The sequence below is a fragment of the Roseococcus microcysteis genome (assembly GCF_014764365.1).
GTDB classification, from domain to species: domain Bacteria; phylum Pseudomonadota; class Alphaproteobacteria; order Acetobacterales; family Acetobacteraceae; genus Roseococcus; species Roseococcus microcysteis.
This window is the reverse complement of the sequence record NZ_CP061718.1, coordinates 4152137-4167566: the sequence shown is the minus strand read 5'-3', so window position 1 is coordinate 4167566 and position 15430 is coordinate 4152137. Positions and strand designations below refer to the sequence as shown.

Here is a 15430-nt window from a genome sequence, read left to right as displayed (position 1 = left end):
ACGCGAGGGAGGATGCCGGCGCCGCTCCGCCCGGGCCTCAGCCGCGGATGGCCATCTCCGCCTCCGCCTCCACCTGGGGCGGCATCGCCGTCACCTCATGCAGGTGCAGGCCGGGCGCCAGCTCCTCGGCGCGGTCCGGGGTCGTGAGGCGACGCAGCGCGGCCGCCATCGCCGCCTCGCCCGCCCGCCAGCGGTCGGCCAGGGTGGCGGTGGAAAAGTCGAAGGCCTTGCCCGGCCCCGCCTCGTCGAAGGCGGCGCGATAGCCCATCAGCACCACGGTCGCGCGCGCGCCCACGCCGGCCGCGCGCAGAAGCTGCGCCACCTCCGGGTTGGCCCGGCGCTCCTCGGGCAGGTGCCGGGCGAGGCAGGCCATGCGCGCCCGCACCTCCCATTCCCGCGCATGGGCGGCCAGGGCCTGGCGCGTCTGGTTGCCGAAGGCGAGGTCCGCCGCGCGCGACAGGGCCGCGGAGACGTGGCGCGGCCGCTGGCCCGCCCGATGGAAGAGTTCGACGACGAGGCAGGTCAGCGCCTCCTCCCCCACCTCACTCAGGATGAGGTCGAGCGGCGCATTGGCCGAAAGCCCGCCATCCACCAGCCGCCGCCCCTCCAACTCGGCGGGCGGAAACAGGCCGGGCATGGCGCTGGAGGCGAGGATGTGCTCGGCCGTCAGCCAATCGCCGCGCGCGGTGTCGAAGACCACGCGCGCGCCGGTCTCGGCATCGGTGGTGACGATGGACAGGCGCGTGGGCCCGCGGTTCAGCCGGTCGAGGTCGAGCGTCGCCTCCAGCCGGGCGCGCAACGGCGCCAGGTCATAGAAGGCCGGCCCGCCACCCAGGCGCAGATCGGGGCGGAACAGGCCGGGCCGGCCCATCAGCAGCGTCTGCCAGGCGGCGGCGCGGTTGTGCGCGGCGCGCCAGGCGCCCCTGGCCGGCGGCGGGCCGAGCAGGAAGGTGGTGAGCGGCGTGGGCTCCTGCGCGAGCGAGGCCCAGAAGTCGCGCAGCGCCGCCCCCCCCTGGCCCGGCGGGGCGGCGGCGAAGAGCGCCGCGTTCACGGCCCCCACCGAGCTGCCGGCGATCCAGCCCGGCATGGGCTGGCGGGAGGCTTCGAGCGCGGCGCAGGCCCCGGCCTCGAAGGCGCCCAGCGCGACGCCGCCCGAGAGGACGACGGCCATGGGGGTGTGGGGCGGCTCATCGGGACTGGGGTCCGCTGCCCGTGCTCGCGGCGCGCAGCAGCGGCGCGAGCGAGGCATCGAGCAGCCGGAAGGGCCAGGCGGCCAGCAACAGCGGCAGGGCGGCGGCATCGGCCAGCGTGGCGGCCGCGGCGGCTTCGGGCGTCTCGCGCCATCCGCCCGAGACGGTGAGGTTGTCGGCGGCGGGGCTGAAGAGGCTGCCTTCACTCTCCGGCGCGGCCGCGTCCTCCAGGAAGCCGCGGTGCAGGGCGCGGCCATTCGCGAGGCTGTGCAGGCGCGGGGCGAGGCCCGAGGCCGCGAGCGCCGCCTGCGCCACCGCCATCTGGCCGAAGCCGCCCACCACCACCTCGGCCACCGGCCGCTCGGCCAGCGCCAGCACGGCGCGCGCCACCTCCTCCGCCGGGTAGACGGGGGGCGCCGCGCGGATGGCGCGGCCCGTGTGGTTGGCCGCGTGCTGGAAGAAGGGCGTGTCGATCACCGAGGGCAGCACGGTGCAGACATGCAGGCCGGGCTCGTCCAGCACCTCCTGCCGCAGCGCCTCGGAGAAGCCGCGGATGGCGAATTTGCTGGCCGCATAGGGCGTGCCGTCGGGCTTGGCGGTCTGGCCGACGATGGAGGCGTTCTGGATCAGCACGCCGCCACCCTGGGCGCGGAAGATGCGCAGCGCCGCGCGGGCGCCGTGCATGCAGCCGAAGAGGTTGGTCTCGACCACGCGCTTCCATTCGCGCGTGGGGATGGCGTCCAGCCTTCCGAAGGCGCCCACGCCCGCATTGTTGAACCAGACATCCACGCGGCCGAAGCGCGCCATGGCCGCATCGGCCAGGGCCTCCACCGAGGCTTCCTCGGTCACGTCGGCGGCATGGGCCAGCGCCTCGGCGCCGAGCGCGCGGCATTCCTCCGCCGCCGCCTCCAGCGCGGCCTGGCGACGCGCGGCGAGCACTATATGGAAGCCGGCCGCGGCGAAGGCATGGGCGGTGGCGCGGCCGATGCCGCTGGAGGCGCCGGTGATGACGATGGTGCGCGGCGAGGGGGACATGGGAACTCCGGGGAAGTGTCCCTGCTACAACACCCCCCCGCCGCCCGGGTTCCCGCGATGCCCCCCCCGCAACCCTTTTGCCCGGCCATGGTTTTCTCCCCATGGCGCCGGCACCACGGGCCGCGCCGCACGCCACGCCGACCCCGCTGCAACCCCTCGCCGGAGGACTTCGCGATGCGCGTCATCCCCACCAGCGCCCATGGCGCGCTGGACTATCTCGTCGGCCTGATCCTGATCTTCGCGCCCATGCTGCTGGGCTTCGCCGACCGTGGCCCGGCCCAGCTCGTGCCGCAGGTGATGGGCGTGCTCATCATCGGGCTCAGCCTGCTCACGAACTATGAGATGGGGCTGCTGCGGCTGATCCCCATGCCCGTCCACCTCAACTTCGACCTGGGCGCCGGCGCCTTCCTCGCCGCCTCGCCCTGGATCTTCGGCTTCTCGGGCTTCATCGCCTGGCCGCATGTGGTCTTCGGCCTGATCGCGATCGGGACGGGGCTGCTCACCCGCACGACCCCCTCCACCCCTGCCGGCCCCTATGGCGGCAGCGGCGTGGGCAAGCCCTGACGGAGACGCCCCCATGTATTTCCACGACCCCCGCCTGCAATACCCCGTCCGCGTCGAGACGCCGGACCCCCTCTTCGCCCGCCAGCTCCAGCAGGCCATTGGCGGCATCGAGGGCGAGATCCGCGTCTGCCTGCAGTATTTCTTCCAGGCCTGGGGCGCGCGCGGCCCCAACCCGAAATACCGCGATATGCTGCTGCACACCGCGACGGAGGAGATCGGCCATATCGAGATGCTCGCCACCGCCGTGGCGATGAACCTCGAGACCGCGCCGCTCTCGCTGCAGGAAAGCGCCGCCGAGGCGCACCCCGTGGTGAACGCCGTAATGGGCGGCGAGCGGCCGCGCCATGTGCTGGAAGGGATGCTGCAGCGGCACATCCTCTCCACCGGCCTCGCCGCCATGCCGGTGGATGCGGACGGCGTGCCCTTCGACTGCTCGCACGTCTATGCCAGCGGGAACCTGGCCGCCGACATGTACGCCAATGTGACGGCCGAGAGCACCGGCCGCGTCCTGGCCGTGCGGCTGTTCAACGCGGCCAAGGACCCGGGCATGCGCGACATGCTGTCATTCCTCATCGCGCGCGACACGATGCACCAGCAGCAATGGCTGGCCGTCATCGAGGAGCTGGGCGGGAACGCGGCCCTGCCCATCCCGAACAGCTTCGACCGCTCGCAGGAGGCGTCGCGGTTCAGCCATGTCTTCTTCGCCCACAACCATGAAGGCGTGCCCCCCGCCCAGGGCCGCTGGACGGCGGGGCCGAGCCTGGACGGACAGGGCGAGTTCACCGTGGCCCAGAGCACGCCCATGGGCGAGAAGCCCGTGCTCGGCCCCGCCCAGCCCCTCTCGGGCGCGCAGGCCGAGCAGATCAAGGGCTGAACGGAAGGTGCGGGTCGTCATCCTGGGCGCGGGTTTCGCCGGGCTGGAGGCGGCCCGCGCCCTGGCCGACACCGAGGTGCAGGTCACGCTGGTGGACCGGCACAACCACCATCTGTTCCAGCCCCTGCTCTACCAGGTGGCCACCGCCGCCCTCTCGCCGGGCGACATCGCCTGGCCCATCCGCGCCATCTTCCGCCGCCAGCGCAACCTGACCGTGCTGATGGCGGAGGTGGAGGGGGTGGACGCCGCCGCGCGCCGCGTCCGCCTGCGCGGGGCCGCACCCCTGCCCTATGACCGGCTGGTGCTGGCCACTGGCGCCACCCATTCCTATTTCGGCCATGACGAATGGGCGGGCGTCGCACCCGGCCTCAAGACCATCGAGGACGCCACCGCCATCCGCCGCCGCCTGCTGCTCGCCTTCGAGCGCGCGGAGCTGACATCCGATGCCGAGGCGCGCCGCGAATTGCTCACCTTCGTCGTGATCGGCGCCGGGCCCACGGGCGTGGAACTGGCCGGCGCCATGGTCGAGCTGGCGCGCCACGCCATGCCGCGGGATTTCCGCCGCATCAATCCCGCCGAGGCGCGGGTGGTGCTGGTGGAGGCCGGGCCGCGCGTGCTGCCCAGCTTCCCCGAGGATCTCTCCGCCGTGGCCGAGGCCTCGCTGCGCCGCATGGGCGTGGAAATCCGCACCGGCACGCGGGTGACGGGCGCCGACGGCCATGGCGTGCAATGCGGCGAGGAACGCATCCCGGCCGCCACCATGGTCTGGGCGGCGGGGGTCATGGCCTCGCCCGCCGGCGCCTGGCTCGGCGCGCCGCGCGACCGGGCGGGGCGCATCCAGGTCGCACCCGACCTGTCCATTCCGCTGATGCCCGAGATCTTCGCGGTGGGCGACCTGGCCGCCGCGCGCGACGGCGCGGGCAAGCCGGTGCCCGGCAATGCGCCCGCCGCCAAGCAGATGGGCCGCCATGTGGGCCGGCTGCTGGCCGCCGAGGCGCGCGGCGCGGCCCAGCGGCCGGATTTCGCCTATCGGCACCATGGCGACCTCGCCACCATCGGCCGGCGTTCGGCGGTGGTGGCGCTGGGGCGCTGGCGGCTGACCGGGCGGCTCGGGTGGTGGTTCTGGGGCATCGCCCATGTCTGGTACCTGGTGGGCTTCCGCAGCCGGGCGCTGGTCTCCTTCCAGTGGCTCTGGAGCTATGCCACGCGGCAGCGCGGCGCGCGCCTCATCACCGAGGCGCCGCCCGCCGAGCAGCCCGTCACCACCAGGGCGTCGTGAAGGAGAAATACAGCGCCGTCCCCGCCAGCAGCACCACCAGCGCCAGCAGCAGCGGCACGCGCGCCGGGTTGGGCCCCGTCCTGCCGCCCACCCCGCGCGAGGCGCTCTCGGGGCCGCGTTCCGCCGCGCGGGCGGCCGTGACCTCGGCGGTGGTGGGGGAGGTGCCGCCCGCCTCGTCATCCGTGCCGAGCGGCGAGGCGGCGGGGTCCAGCATCGGCAGCTTGTCGCCCGTCGCCCCCGCCTCGATGTCGCGGCGCAGATGCGTCACATTGGGGGCCGCGGTGGCGGCCGCCGTGGGACGCGGACGGGGATTGATCTCCGTCGGGTCGTTATGTCGCGGCAGATCGTTCGTTCCGGTCATGGCTTTGCCCTCTACAGCAGAGGGAACGCGCCGGACCGGAGCCGGGTTTCAGGCCGCCCCGCCGAGAGGCGGGTTTCAGCCGGCCAGCGCGGCCTTGATGGCGGCCAGCGCGTCCTCCAGCTTGTCGCCATCGGGCCCGCCGGCCTGGGCCATCTCGGGCCGCCCGCCGCCGCCCTTGCCGCCGACCGCGCCCGAGGCCGCGCGCACCAGCGCGACCGCATCGGCGCGGCCCTTGGCCACCTCGCCCACGCCGACCACGATGCTGGCCTTGCCGCCCTCATTGGACACCAGCGCGGCCACGTCGGCGGCACCGGACTTCAGGATGGCCTCGGCGAGGCCCTTGAGTTCGCGGCCGGGCACATCGCCCATGTCGCGCAGCGCCACGCGCAGCCCGCCCACCACCTCGATCTCGGCGCTGCTGCCGGTGGCGAGCTTCTTCCGCGTCTCGGCGAGGTCGCGCTCCAGCTTGCGGCGCTCCTCGATGAGCGTGGCCACGCGGGCGGGCAGGTCGGCGGGCGTGACCTTCAGGGCCAGCGCCGCCTCGCGCAGCAGCCGCGCCTCGGCTTCGACCACGGCCAGGGCTGCCGCGCCGGTCACCGCCTCCACGCGGCGCACGCCGGCGCTGACCGCGCCCTCGGCCACCAGGCGCAGCAAGCCGATATCGCCGGTGCGGCGCACATGGGTGCCGCCGCAGAGTTCGATGGAGTAGTGGCCGCCGCGTTCGGTCGCCGCCTCGTCGCGGCCCATGGCGACGACGCGGACCTCCTCGCCATATTTCTCGCCGAAGAGGGCCATCGCGCCCTCGGCCACCGCGGCCTCTGGCGTCATGAGGCGCGTGGTGACCTCGGCATTCTCGCGGATGCGGGCATTCACCTCGGCCTCGACCCAGGCCAAATCCTCGGCCGGGATGGGCGTGGGCTGGGACACGTCGAAGCGCAGCCGGTCGGGCGCCACCAGCGAGCCCTTCTGGGCCACATGGGTGCCGAGGCGCCGGCGCAGTGCCTCGTGCAGCAGGTGGGTGGCGGAATGGTGCGCGCGGATGGCGGAGCGGCGCTCATGGTCCACCTCCGCCACCACGGCCATGCCCACATTCACGTCGCCCTGCTCGACGACGCCGAGATGCACGAACAGGTCGCCCAGCTTCTTCTGCGTGTCGCGGATGCGGATGACGGCATCGCCCGCGCGGATCACGCCCGCATCGCCCTGCTGGCCGCCGCTCTCGCCATAGAAGGGGGTCTGGTTGAGGATGACCGCCACCTCACGCCCCACCGCCACGGAATTGACGGGCGAGCCGCCGGCCAGGATGGCGGTGATGGTGCCCTCCGCGCGCTCGGTGCTGTAGCCGAGGAATTCGGTGGCGCCGACCTTCTCCTTCACGTCGAACCAGACGGTCTCGGTGGCGGCCTCGCCGCTGCCGGCCCAGGCGGCGCGGGCGCGCTGCTTCTGCTCGGCCATGGCGGCCTCGAAGCCAGCCACATCCACCGCGCGGCCCTCGGCGCGGAGTGCGTCCTGCGTCAGGTCCAGCGGGAAGCCATAGGTGTCGTAGAGGCGGAAGGCGACGTCGCCCGGCAAGGGCTGGCCTTCGCCCAGCTTCTCCTTCTCGCCCTCCAGCAGATGCAGGCCGCGTTCCAGCAGGGAGCGGAAGCGCGTCTCCTCCAGCTGGAAGGTCTCGGTGATGAGGGAAGCGGCGCGGGACAGCTCGGGATAGGCGGCCGCCATCTGCCGCTCCAGCACCGGGAAGAGGCGGTGCAGCAGGGGCTGCGCGGCGCCCATCATGTGCGCGTGGCGCATGGCGCGGCGCAGGATGCGGCGGAGCACATAGCCGCGGCCCTCATTGGAGGGCAGCACCCCATCGGCCATCAGGAAGGCGCCGGCGCGCAGATGGTCCGCCACCACGCGGTGCGAGGCACGGAAGGCGCCGTCCGGCTCCTGCCCGGTCAGATGCGCGCTCTCCAGGATGATCGCGCGGAAGGTGTCCGTGTCGTAGTTGTCGTGCTTGCCCTGCAGGATGGCGGCGAAGCGCTCCAGCCCCATGCCGGTGTCAATGGAGGGGCGGGGCAGCGGGTTGCGCGTGCCCTTCGGCTCCTCCAGGAACTGCATGAAGACGAGGTTCCAGATCTCGATGAAGCGGTCGCCATCCTCATCGGGGCTGCCGGGGGGGCCGCCGGGAATCTTGTCGCCGTGGTCGTAGAAGATCTCGCTGCACGGGCCGCAGGGGCCGGTGTCGCCCATGCGCCAGAAATTGTCATCGGTCGGGATGCGGATGATGCGGCTGTCGGGCAGCCCCGCGATCTTGCGCCAGAAGCCGGCCGCCTGCTCGTCCTCGGAATAGACGGTGACCAGCAGCTTGTCCTTCGGCAGCGCGAAGTCCTTGGTGATCAGCGTCCAGGCGTGTTCGATCGCCTGTTCCTTGAAATAGTCGCCGAAGGAGAAATTCCCCAGCATCTCGAAGAAGGTGTGGTGGCGGGCGGTGTAGCCCACATTGTCCAGGTCATTGTGCTTGCCGCCCGCGCGCACGCATTTCTGCGCGGTGGTGGCGGTGCTGTAGGGGCGGCGCTCGGCCCCCGTGAACACGTTCTTGAACTGCACCATGCCGGAATTGGCGAACATCAGCGTGGGGTCGTTGCGCGGCACCAAGGGGCTGCTCTCGACCACGGCGTGGCCATGGCGGGCGAAATAGCCGAGGAAGGTGGCGCGGATGTCGTTGCTGCTGCTCATGCTGCGTGCTGTAGCGTGGTGCCGGTTTCCCCTCAAGTTGCCCCTCAAAGTGGGGGAGGCGCGGCACGGCCCTTGCAGACATCCTGTGCCTGACCGCCCACGGGCCGGGTTCTGCCCACCCCCTGGGCAGATGTTCGCTGGAGAGTGCCTCATGTTTCGCCGTCAACTGATCCTGGGGGGCGCCGCCCTTCCCCTCGCCGCACCCGCTTTGGCGCAATCCGCCTGGCCGGCCCGCGGGCCCGTCCGCCTGATCTCGACCTTCCCGCCCGGCGGCTTCGCCGACACCATGGCGCGCCTGCTGGCCGCCGAGCTGACGCCGCGCATCGGCCAGTCGGTGGTGGTGGAAAACCGCGCCGGCGCCGGCGGCACACTTGGGGCGAACCTGGCCGCCCAGGCGGCGCCCGATGGCTACACTTTGGTGATGAGCCATTCCTCGCCCTTCGGCGTGGCCTACGGCACCTATCCGAACCTGGCCTATAATGTGGTGGACAGCTTCACCCACCTCGCCTTGCTGGCCGAAAGCGCCAATCTGCTGATGGTGAAGAGCGACAGCCCCATCCGCACGCTGGCCGACTACATCGAGGCCGCGCGGCGCGGGCCCATCCGCTACGGCTCCTCCGGCATCGGCTCGGGCACGCATCTGATGGGCGAGGTGATGTCGCGCCAGATGAACCTGCCCAACATGGACCACGTCCCCTATCGCGGCAGTGCGGCCGGCCTCGCGGACCTGCTGGGCGGGCGCATCGAGAGCATGTTCGACCCCATCACCACCAACACGGGCATGATCCGCGACGGGCAGGTGCGGGTGCTGGCGCTGTCCACCCCCGCGCGCATCCCGGCCTTCCCTGACATCCCGACCTTCGCGGAACAGGGCATGCCGGTGCTGACCAACACCACCTGGGCCGGGCTGTCGGGCCCGCGCGGCCTGCCCGCCGACATCGCCACGAAGCTGACCGAGGCCTCGGTCGCCGCCATGGCCACGCCCAATGTGACGGCGCGGCTGGAGCAGCTGGCCAATTACGCGCCCAACCCGCCCGTGACGGGCGAGGCCTACACCGCCTTCATCCGTGAATTCGCGGAGAAGTGGGGCGGCGCGGCGCGGCAGCTGGGGATCGTCGCGGGGGCCTGAGCGCCCCTCAAAAGGCTGGCGTGGATTCCGTGACGGAGACCTGCGCCAGCACCACCTTCCAGCCCACATCGGGGAAGCGCACCCAGGTCTGGCTCTGGCGGGCGGGCATGTCGCGGCCGCGCATGTCGAATTCGAGATGCACGGTCGCCATGTCCCGCCCGAAGGTGGTGATCACCACGCGGCGGCGCGCCAGCTTGATGCCCGGGCCGGGCGGGCGGCGCACGCGATGGGCATGGATTTCGTCGAAGCCATAGCCATTCTCATGGATGGCGGCGCGAATGGTGAGCGGGCTGTTCCAGAAGGTGGCGTCCAGCACCTCCACATCCTTGTCGATCAGCGCCTGTTCGTAGCGTTCGAAGAGGGCGCGGATTTCCTCCACCACCTCGGGGATGTTCAACTCCATCAGGCCTTCTCCAAAGCAAGGGCGGTGCGGACCAGCAGCGCATCGGCCCCGCGTGCGGCCAGCAGGGAGAGGCCCACCGGGCGGCCATCGGCGAGGCTGCCGGGAATGCTGATCTGCGGGTGCCCCGCCAGCCCCCCATGCGCGCAGAGGCCCAATATGGCGTCACGGATGGGCCCCAGCGCCGGCAGCGGCAGCCCGGCCTTCGGCGCCGGGAAGGGCGTGGTCGGCATGGCGAGGATGGTGCCCGGCGGCAGCAGGTGCCGGAGCCGCCCGCGCGCCTCCTGCCGCACCATGGCGGCCCAGTTGCGCTCCGCTTCCGGCGTGGCGGCCCCCAGCACCAGCCCGCGCGCGACCGAGAAGGCCATGCGCGGGTTGTGCGTCTCGACCCAGGGGCGGAAGGTCTCCCAGGCCTCGACGGGCTGCAGCGTGCGCTGGGCGCGGGCCCAGGCGGTGAGGCCGCCCGGCGCCAGCACATCCTCGCGCCAATCGGGCAGCAGGGCCTTCAGCCGGTCCAGCAGGGGTTGCAGCGCGGCGGCGGTGTCAGGCTCCGCGAAGCCGAAAGCGTCGGTGGCGATGATCAGCCGCGTGGGCAGCGCGTCCGGGATCGCCTCCTGCAGCAGCACCGCGCTGGCCCGCGCGAAGGTGCCGGCATCCCGCGCGAACCAGCCCGTGGTGTCGGAGCTGGGCGCCTGGGGCAGCATGCCGCTCAGGTCCAGCCGCCCATGGGTGGGGCGGATGCCATAAAGCCCGCAAAAGCTGGAAGGGACGCGCACGCTGCCGCCCGTATCCGTGCCCAGCGCGATGTCGCACAGCCCCTGCGCCACGGCACTCGCCGAGCCGGAGGAGGAACCCCCCGGCACATGCCCGGGTGCGGCGGGGTTCAGCGGCGTGCCGTCGAAGGCGTTCTCGCCCAGGATGCCGAGCGAGACCTCATCGGTGACGGTCTTGCCCACGAGGTCGGCGCCCGCATCCAGCAGCGCCTGCACCGCCCAGGCATGACGGTCCGGAACCGGACAATGCGCCGCCCAATCCGGGTTGCCGCCGCCCGTGGGGTGGCCGGCCACGTCAAACAGATCCTTGGCGGCGAAGCTCAGGCCGGAAAGAGGCCCCCCTGCCCTCCCCGCGATGCGGATCGCGGGGCCGGGCAGGAAGGGGTCATTCCTCATCGCCGTCCGCATCGCTCTCCGGCGCGGCCAGCATGCCGCTCGCCACCGTGTCGGCCTGGCCGCGGATGCGGCGCTCGACGCTGTCGGCCATCTCGGGGTGGTCGCGCAGGAACTGCTTGGCGTTCTCGCGCCCCTGGCCGATGCGCGTGCCGTCGCAGGAGAACCAGGCGCCCGACTTCTCGACCACGCCGGCCTTCACGCCGAGGTCCAGCAGCTCACCCACCTTGGAGATGCCCTCGCCATAGAGGATGTCGAACTCCACCTGGCGGAAGGGCGGCGCCATCTTGTTCTTCACCACCTTCACGCGGGTCTGGTTGCCGATGACGTCCTCGCGCTCCTTGATCGCGCCGATGCGGCGGATCTCCATGCGGATGGAGCTGTAGAACTTCAGCGCGTTGCCGCCCGTGGTGGTCTCGGGGTTGCCGAACATCACGCCGATCTTGAGGCGGATCTGGTTCAGGAAGATCAGCAGGCAGTTGGAGCGCGACACCGTGCCGGTCAGCTTCCGCAGCGCCTGGGACATCAGGCGGGCGTGCAGGCCGACATGGGTGTCGCCCATCTCGCCCTCCAGCTCGGCCTTCGGCACCAGCGCCGCGACACTGTCCACCACCAGCACGTCAATGGCGCCGGAGCGCACGAGCGTGTCCGCGATTTCCAGCGCCTGCTCGCCGCCATCGGGCTGGCTGATGAGCAGGTTGTCCACGTCCACATGCAGCTTGCGCGCATAGCCGGGGTCGAGCGCGTGCTCGGCGTCAATGAAGGCGCAGGTGCCGCCCTTCTTCTGGGCTTCGGCGATGATGTGCAGCGCGAGCGTGGTCTTGCCCGAGGATTCCGGCCCGTAGATCTCGATGATGCGCCCCTTGGGCACACCGCCGATGCCCAGCGCCAAATCGAGGCCGAGCGAGCCCGTGGAGATGACCTCGATGTCCTCCATCGCCGTCTTGGCGCCCATCCGCATGATGGAGCCCTTGCCGAAGGCGCGCTCGATCTGGCTGAGGGCCGCCTCCAGCGCCTTACCTTTTTCCATCTGGCTTCATCCTTGGGTCACGCCCGGCGGTTCTGGCCGGGCAAATTCGGGTCAGACACTATGTGCCGGGACCCGGTGAGTCGCAAGGAAGACCCGGTTGCGCGCGGGCGGCCCCCTCAACCAGAGGCTGCGATCCGCGCGGCGACGGCGGCGCACAGCGCCTCGGGGGTGAAGGGCTTGGCCAGGAAGGCGAAGCCCTCGCGCTCCGGCGCGCCGCCGACCGAGGCCGCCGAATAGCCCGACAGCAGCAGAACCGGCAGGTCCGGCTGCACGGCGCGCGCGGCGCGGGCCAGTTCCAGCCCGTCCAGCCCCGGCATCGCCACGTCGGTGACCAGCAGGACGGGCCGCAGCCCCTCGCGGATGGCGTCCAGCGCATCCTGCGAATCCTCCTGCGACAACACCTCATACCCGGCCTGGGTCAGCGTCAGCGCGGCGACGCGCAGCAAGGTGCGCTCGTCATCCACAAGCAGGATGGGGCCGGCGGGGTGTGCCACCACAGGTTCCGGGAAGGGGAGCGTGGGCGCGGCCTCCGCGGAGGCTTCGGCCGGCGGCTCCGCGCGGGGCAGCAGGATGCGGAAGAGGGTGCCGCCCTCGGGCGGGCATTCCACCTCGATCCGCCCGCCCGACTGGCCCACGATGCCCTGCACGGTGGCGAGGCCCAGCCCGGTGCCGCCGGATTCGAGCTTGGTGGAATAGAAGGGCTCGAAGATGCGGGGCAGCACCTCGGGCGGGATGCCGGGGCCGGTGTCGCGCAGCTCCAGCGTGACGTAGCGGCCGGGCGGCAGCACTTCGCCGGCCGCGATCTCGTCCGCCAGCACGAGGCGCCTTCCGGTGGTGAAGGTGAGGCGCCCCCTTGCCCCCATCGCCTCCCGCGCGTTCACGGCCAGGTTCAGCAGCACGCGCGACCATTGGTCGGGGTCCACCAGGATGTGGCGCGAGGGCTGTTCGAGATGCATCTCGACCGTGATGCCCGGCCCCATCAGCCGCGGCAGCAGGCGCACGAACTGCATCACCGTGTCGTTCAGCGCCACGCTGCGCGGGGCCAGCACCTGCTGCCGCGCGAAGGCGAGCAATTGGCGCACCAGCGCGGCCCCCCGCTCGGCCGCCGCCTCGATGGCCGCGACCTCGACGGCGACCTCGTCCGGCAGGGGCGCCACGCGGGCGGCGGCGGCGGCCCCCAGGATCACGCCCAGCAAATTGTTGAAGTCATGCGCGATGCCGCCCGCGAGCCGCCCCAGCAGCGCAAGCCGCTCATCCTGCCCATCGCCCGTGGGGGTCAGGGCCAGCAGCACGCCCCGCGCGCAGGGGGTGATGGCGAGCGAGACGGACAGCCGCGCGATGCCGACCCGCCCCGGCGTGCCGCGCAGCCCGGCCGCCAGCGCCTCGGCCGCCTCGGGCAGCAGGTCCCAGGCCTTGCAGCCGGGGGCGAAACCCTCCAGCTGGGCGCGGAAGGGGGGGTTGGCGGCCAGCAGCTCCCCCCGCGCATCGAGCAGGGCGAGCGGCTGGGGCAGCGCGTCCAGCAGCGCGCCCGGGGCCACCATGCCCTTCACCGCGCGGCCGCCCCGCCCGCGCGCCGCATGACGAGGGCGATGATGCGCGCCACCGCGTCCCAATGCTGGGCGGGGATTTCGGCGTCGAGGTCGAGCCGGTACAGCGCGCGCGCCAGCGGGGGGTCGGCCATGATGGGCACGCCCGCCTCCTTCGCCACCTCCCGGATGCGGGCCGCCATGGCATCCACCCCCTTCGCCACCACCTTGGGCGCGGCAGACTGGCCGGGGTCATAGGCCAGGGCAACGGCATAATGGGTGGGGTTGGTGATGATGACGGCGGCCTTGGGCACGGCCGCCATCATGCGCGCGCGGCCCTTGGATTGGCGAAGCTGGCGCATGCGGCCGCGGATCGCGGGGTCGCCCTCGCTTTCCTTCGCCTCGTCCTTCACCTCCTGCTTGGTCATCTTCAGCTGTTCGAGGTGGCGGTGACGCACCCACAGGATGTCGGCCAGCGCCAGCAGGGCGAAGGCGGCGAGCGTCGCCGCCAGCAGCCGCGCCACCCCCTGCCCCGCCGCGCCGAACAGGGCGCCCGGCGGCGCCTCGATCAGCGTGGAAAGCCCCGGCAAATCCCGCGCCACGAACCAGAGCGCGGCCATGACGATGAGCATCTTGAGCAGGGTGCGGAGGAACTCCATCAGCCCGTCCTTGCCGAACATCCGCCCGAAGCCCTTCATGGGCGAGAGCTTGGCGAGGTTCGGCGCCATGGACTTGAAGTTCAGCGCGGCGCGCGTCTGCAACAGCGTGGCCAGCACGGCGCCCAGGATGGCCGCCCCGGCCACCGGCCAGGCCAGATGGAAGAACAGCCAGCCCCATTCCCGCGCCGCCCAGCCGGTGTCGAGCTCATGCGCGCGCGCGAAGCCCCCGGCCATCGCAGCCGCAAGCTCCGCCACGCGCCCCGGCAGCATGATGGCGGCGCCGAGGGAGGCGACCAGCAGCGTGGTGAACTGCACCGCCTCGCGCGAGAGGGCCACCTGGCCTTCCTGCGCCGCCTTCTGCAATTTGCGGGCGGAGGCCTCTTCCGTGCGTTCGCCACCGCCTTCCTCGTCCTCGGCCATGGCTCAGCCCAGGCCGGGCAGGCGGGACAGCGCCTCATTCGTGGCGCGCCACCAGGCGTGGAAGAAAGCGGGCATCAGCAGGATCAGCAGCAGGAAGCCGCCCAGCAGCTGCGCGGGGGCGGCGACGACGAAGACCTGCAACTGCGGCGCGACGCGCGCCAGCAGCCCCATGGCCGCGTTGAAGAAGATGGCCGCCAGCACGAAGGGCGCGGCCAGCTGCATGGCCACCGCCAGCACGCCGGCCACGAAGCGCGTCAGCAATTCGGCGGCATCGCCCATCGGCAGCGGCTGCCCGGGCGGCAGCGTGGCATAGCTGCCGGCCAGCGCCCGCAGCGGCACCTCGTAGAGGCCCGTGGCCAGGAACAGCGCCGCCGTCAGCAGGCCCAGCATGCGCGCCGGCGCCGTCACGCTGCTGCCCAGGAACTGGTCGCCCTGCAAGGGCGAGGCGAGGCCCATCATCAGCGCGATGACCTGCCCCGCCTGGGCCAGGGCCAGGGCCACGAAGCGCGCGCAAAGTCCGATCCAGGCGCCGACCAGCACCTCCACCGCGACCAGCAGGGCCAGGGCCGCGACCTGGTCCGGCAAGGGCGGCAGCTCGGGGCTCAGCACCGGGGTCAGCACGAAGACCAGCAGCACGCCCAGCGCCAGGCGCTGCGTCATGGGGATTTCGGATTCGCCCAGGCCCGGCAGCAGCATCACCGCCGCCCCCATGCGGCAGAAGACCAGCGCGGCGTGGAAGGCCAGCACCGGCAGGGCCTCCAGCAGCGCGAGGTCGGCGGGGGTGATCATCAGGGCGCGCCGCCCAGCGCCACCACCTGGTCGAAGAGGGTCGCGGCCCAGCCGCGCATCAGCCCCGACATATGGGGCCCGAGGAAAAGCAGCAGCACCACCATGGCGGCGAGCTTGGGCAGGAAGGCCAGGGTCGGCTCCTGGATCTGCGTCAGCGCCTGGACGAGCGAGACGACGAGGCCGATGCACAGAACCGCCAGCAATGGCGGGCCGGCCAGTTGCAGCGCGACCCAGACGGCCTCGCGCATGGCCATCACGGTGGCCTGTTCAAGCATGCGGTTGGCCCCTCG

The 15430-nt window shown here is 72.3% G+C and carries 15 protein-coding genes; 4 read left to right on the top strand and 11 right to left on the bottom strand.

What is annotated here, in order from left to right; all coding sequences use genetic code 11:
- Positions 1–37: 37 nt before the first annotated feature.
- Together ICW72_RS20235 and ICW72_RS20230 are read right to left on the bottom strand one after the other, a co-directional pair.
- Complete coding sequence (locus ICW72_RS20235) at positions 38–1171, bottom strand: patatin-like phospholipase family protein (RefSeq protein WP_191084312.1); 1134 nt, start codon at positions 1169–1171, stop codon at positions 38–40.
- Positions 1172–1187: 16 nt separating this feature from the next.
- A complete protein-coding gene (locus ICW72_RS20230) occupies positions 1188–2225 on the bottom strand; it encodes an SDR family oxidoreductase (protein WP_191084311.1) in 1038 nt (345 codons plus the stop codon).
- Between the two features lie 174 nt (positions 2226–2399).
- On the opposite strand from ICW72_RS20230, the gene ICW72_RS20225 reads away from it, so the two are divergent.
- From ICW72_RS20225 to ICW72_RS20215, 3 genes are read left to right on the top strand one after another with little or no spacing between them, the layout of a single operon-like run.
- Positions 2400–2789 carry an SPW repeat domain-containing protein gene (locus ICW72_RS20225; RefSeq protein ID WP_191084310.1) on the top strand — a complete coding sequence of 130 codons (390 nt, stop codon included), beginning with the start codon at positions 2400–2402 and terminating at the stop codon, positions 2787–2789.
- A 13-nt stretch (positions 2790–2802) separates the two neighbouring features.
- Positions 2803–3663: a manganese catalase family protein gene (locus ICW72_RS20220; protein WP_191084309.1), complete on the top strand. Its 861-nt coding sequence runs from the start codon at positions 2803–2805 to the stop codon at positions 3661–3663.
- A 7-nt stretch (positions 3664–3670) separates the two neighbouring features.
- Positions 3671–4942: an NAD(P)/FAD-dependent oxidoreductase gene (locus ICW72_RS20215; RefSeq protein ID WP_191084308.1), complete on the top strand. Its 1272-nt coding sequence runs from the start codon at positions 3671–3673 to the stop codon at positions 4940–4942.
- On the opposite strand, the gene ICW72_RS20210 is transcribed toward ICW72_RS20215, so the two are convergent.
- Together ICW72_RS20210 and alaS are read right to left on the bottom strand one after the other, a co-directional pair.
- Positions 4923–5303 carry a hypothetical protein gene (locus ICW72_RS20210; protein WP_191084307.1) on the bottom strand — a complete coding sequence of 127 codons (381 nt, stop codon included), beginning with the start codon at positions 5301–5303 and terminating at the stop codon, positions 4923–4925. The two genes, ICW72_RS20215 and ICW72_RS20210, sit on opposite strands and share 20 nt — an antisense overlap.
- A gap of 75 nt (positions 5304–5378) precedes the next feature.
- Positions 5379–8021 (bottom strand): alanine--tRNA ligase, encoded by a 2643-nt coding sequence (alaS, locus tag ICW72_RS20205; RefSeq protein WP_191084306.1) that lies wholly within the window; start codon positions 8019–8021, stop codon positions 5379–5381.
- Positions 8022–8172: 151 nt separating this feature from the next.
- Between alaS and ICW72_RS20200 the strand changes: the two genes are divergently transcribed.
- On the top strand, positions 8173–9150 hold the full coding sequence (locus tag ICW72_RS20200; RefSeq protein ID WP_191084305.1) for a Bug family tripartite tricarboxylate transporter substrate binding protein: 978 nt from the start codon (positions 8173–8175) through the stop codon (positions 9148–9150).
- 7 nt (positions 9151–9157) lie between these two features.
- On the opposite strand, the gene ICW72_RS20195 is transcribed toward ICW72_RS20200, so the two are convergent.
- The 7 genes from ICW72_RS20195 to ICW72_RS20165 all read right to left on the bottom strand — a co-directional run bounded on the left by ICW72_RS20195 (position 9158) and on the right by ICW72_RS20165 (position 15415).
- Positions 9158–9553 carry an AtzH-like domain-containing protein gene (locus tag ICW72_RS20195; RefSeq protein ID WP_191084304.1) on the bottom strand — a complete coding sequence of 132 codons (396 nt, stop codon included), beginning with the start codon at positions 9551–9553 and terminating at the stop codon, positions 9158–9160.
- Entirely contained in the window at positions 9553–10719 is a 1167-nt protein-coding gene (locus ICW72_RS20190) for an amidase (protein WP_191084303.1), read from the bottom strand. The genes ICW72_RS20195 and ICW72_RS20190 overlap by 1 nt, the downstream gene beginning before the upstream one ends.
- On the bottom strand, positions 10709–11746 hold the full coding sequence (recA, locus tag ICW72_RS20185) for a recombinase RecA (RefSeq protein ID WP_191084302.1): 1038 nt from the start codon (positions 11744–11746) through the stop codon (positions 10709–10711). Before recA ends, ICW72_RS20190 begins: the two co-directional genes overlap by 11 nt.
- Before the next feature lie 116 nt (positions 11747–11862).
- Entirely contained in the window at positions 11863–13287 is a 1425-nt protein-coding gene (locus ICW72_RS20180) for an ATP-binding protein (protein ID WP_191084301.1), read from the bottom strand.
- 5 nt (positions 13288–13292) lie between these two features.
- The gene (locus ICW72_RS20175; protein ID WP_191084300.1) at positions 13293–14351 is read right to left on the bottom strand and encodes an EscU/YscU/HrcU family type III secretion system export apparatus switch protein; all 1059 of its coding nucleotides are present in this window, start codon (positions 14349–14351) and stop codon (positions 13293–13295) included.
- Between the two features lie 3 nt (positions 14352–14354).
- Positions 14355–15140, bottom strand: a complete 786-nt coding sequence (locus ICW72_RS20170; protein ID WP_191084299.1) for a flagellar biosynthetic protein FliR — start codon at positions 15138–15140, stop codon at positions 14355–14357.
- On the bottom strand, positions 15140–15415 hold the full coding sequence (locus tag ICW72_RS20165; RefSeq protein WP_191084298.1) for a flagellar biosynthetic protein FliQ: 276 nt from the start codon (positions 15413–15415) through the stop codon (positions 15140–15142). Before ICW72_RS20165 ends, ICW72_RS20170 begins: the two co-directional genes overlap by 1 nt.
- Between the last annotated feature and the right edge of the window lie 15 nt (positions 15416–15430).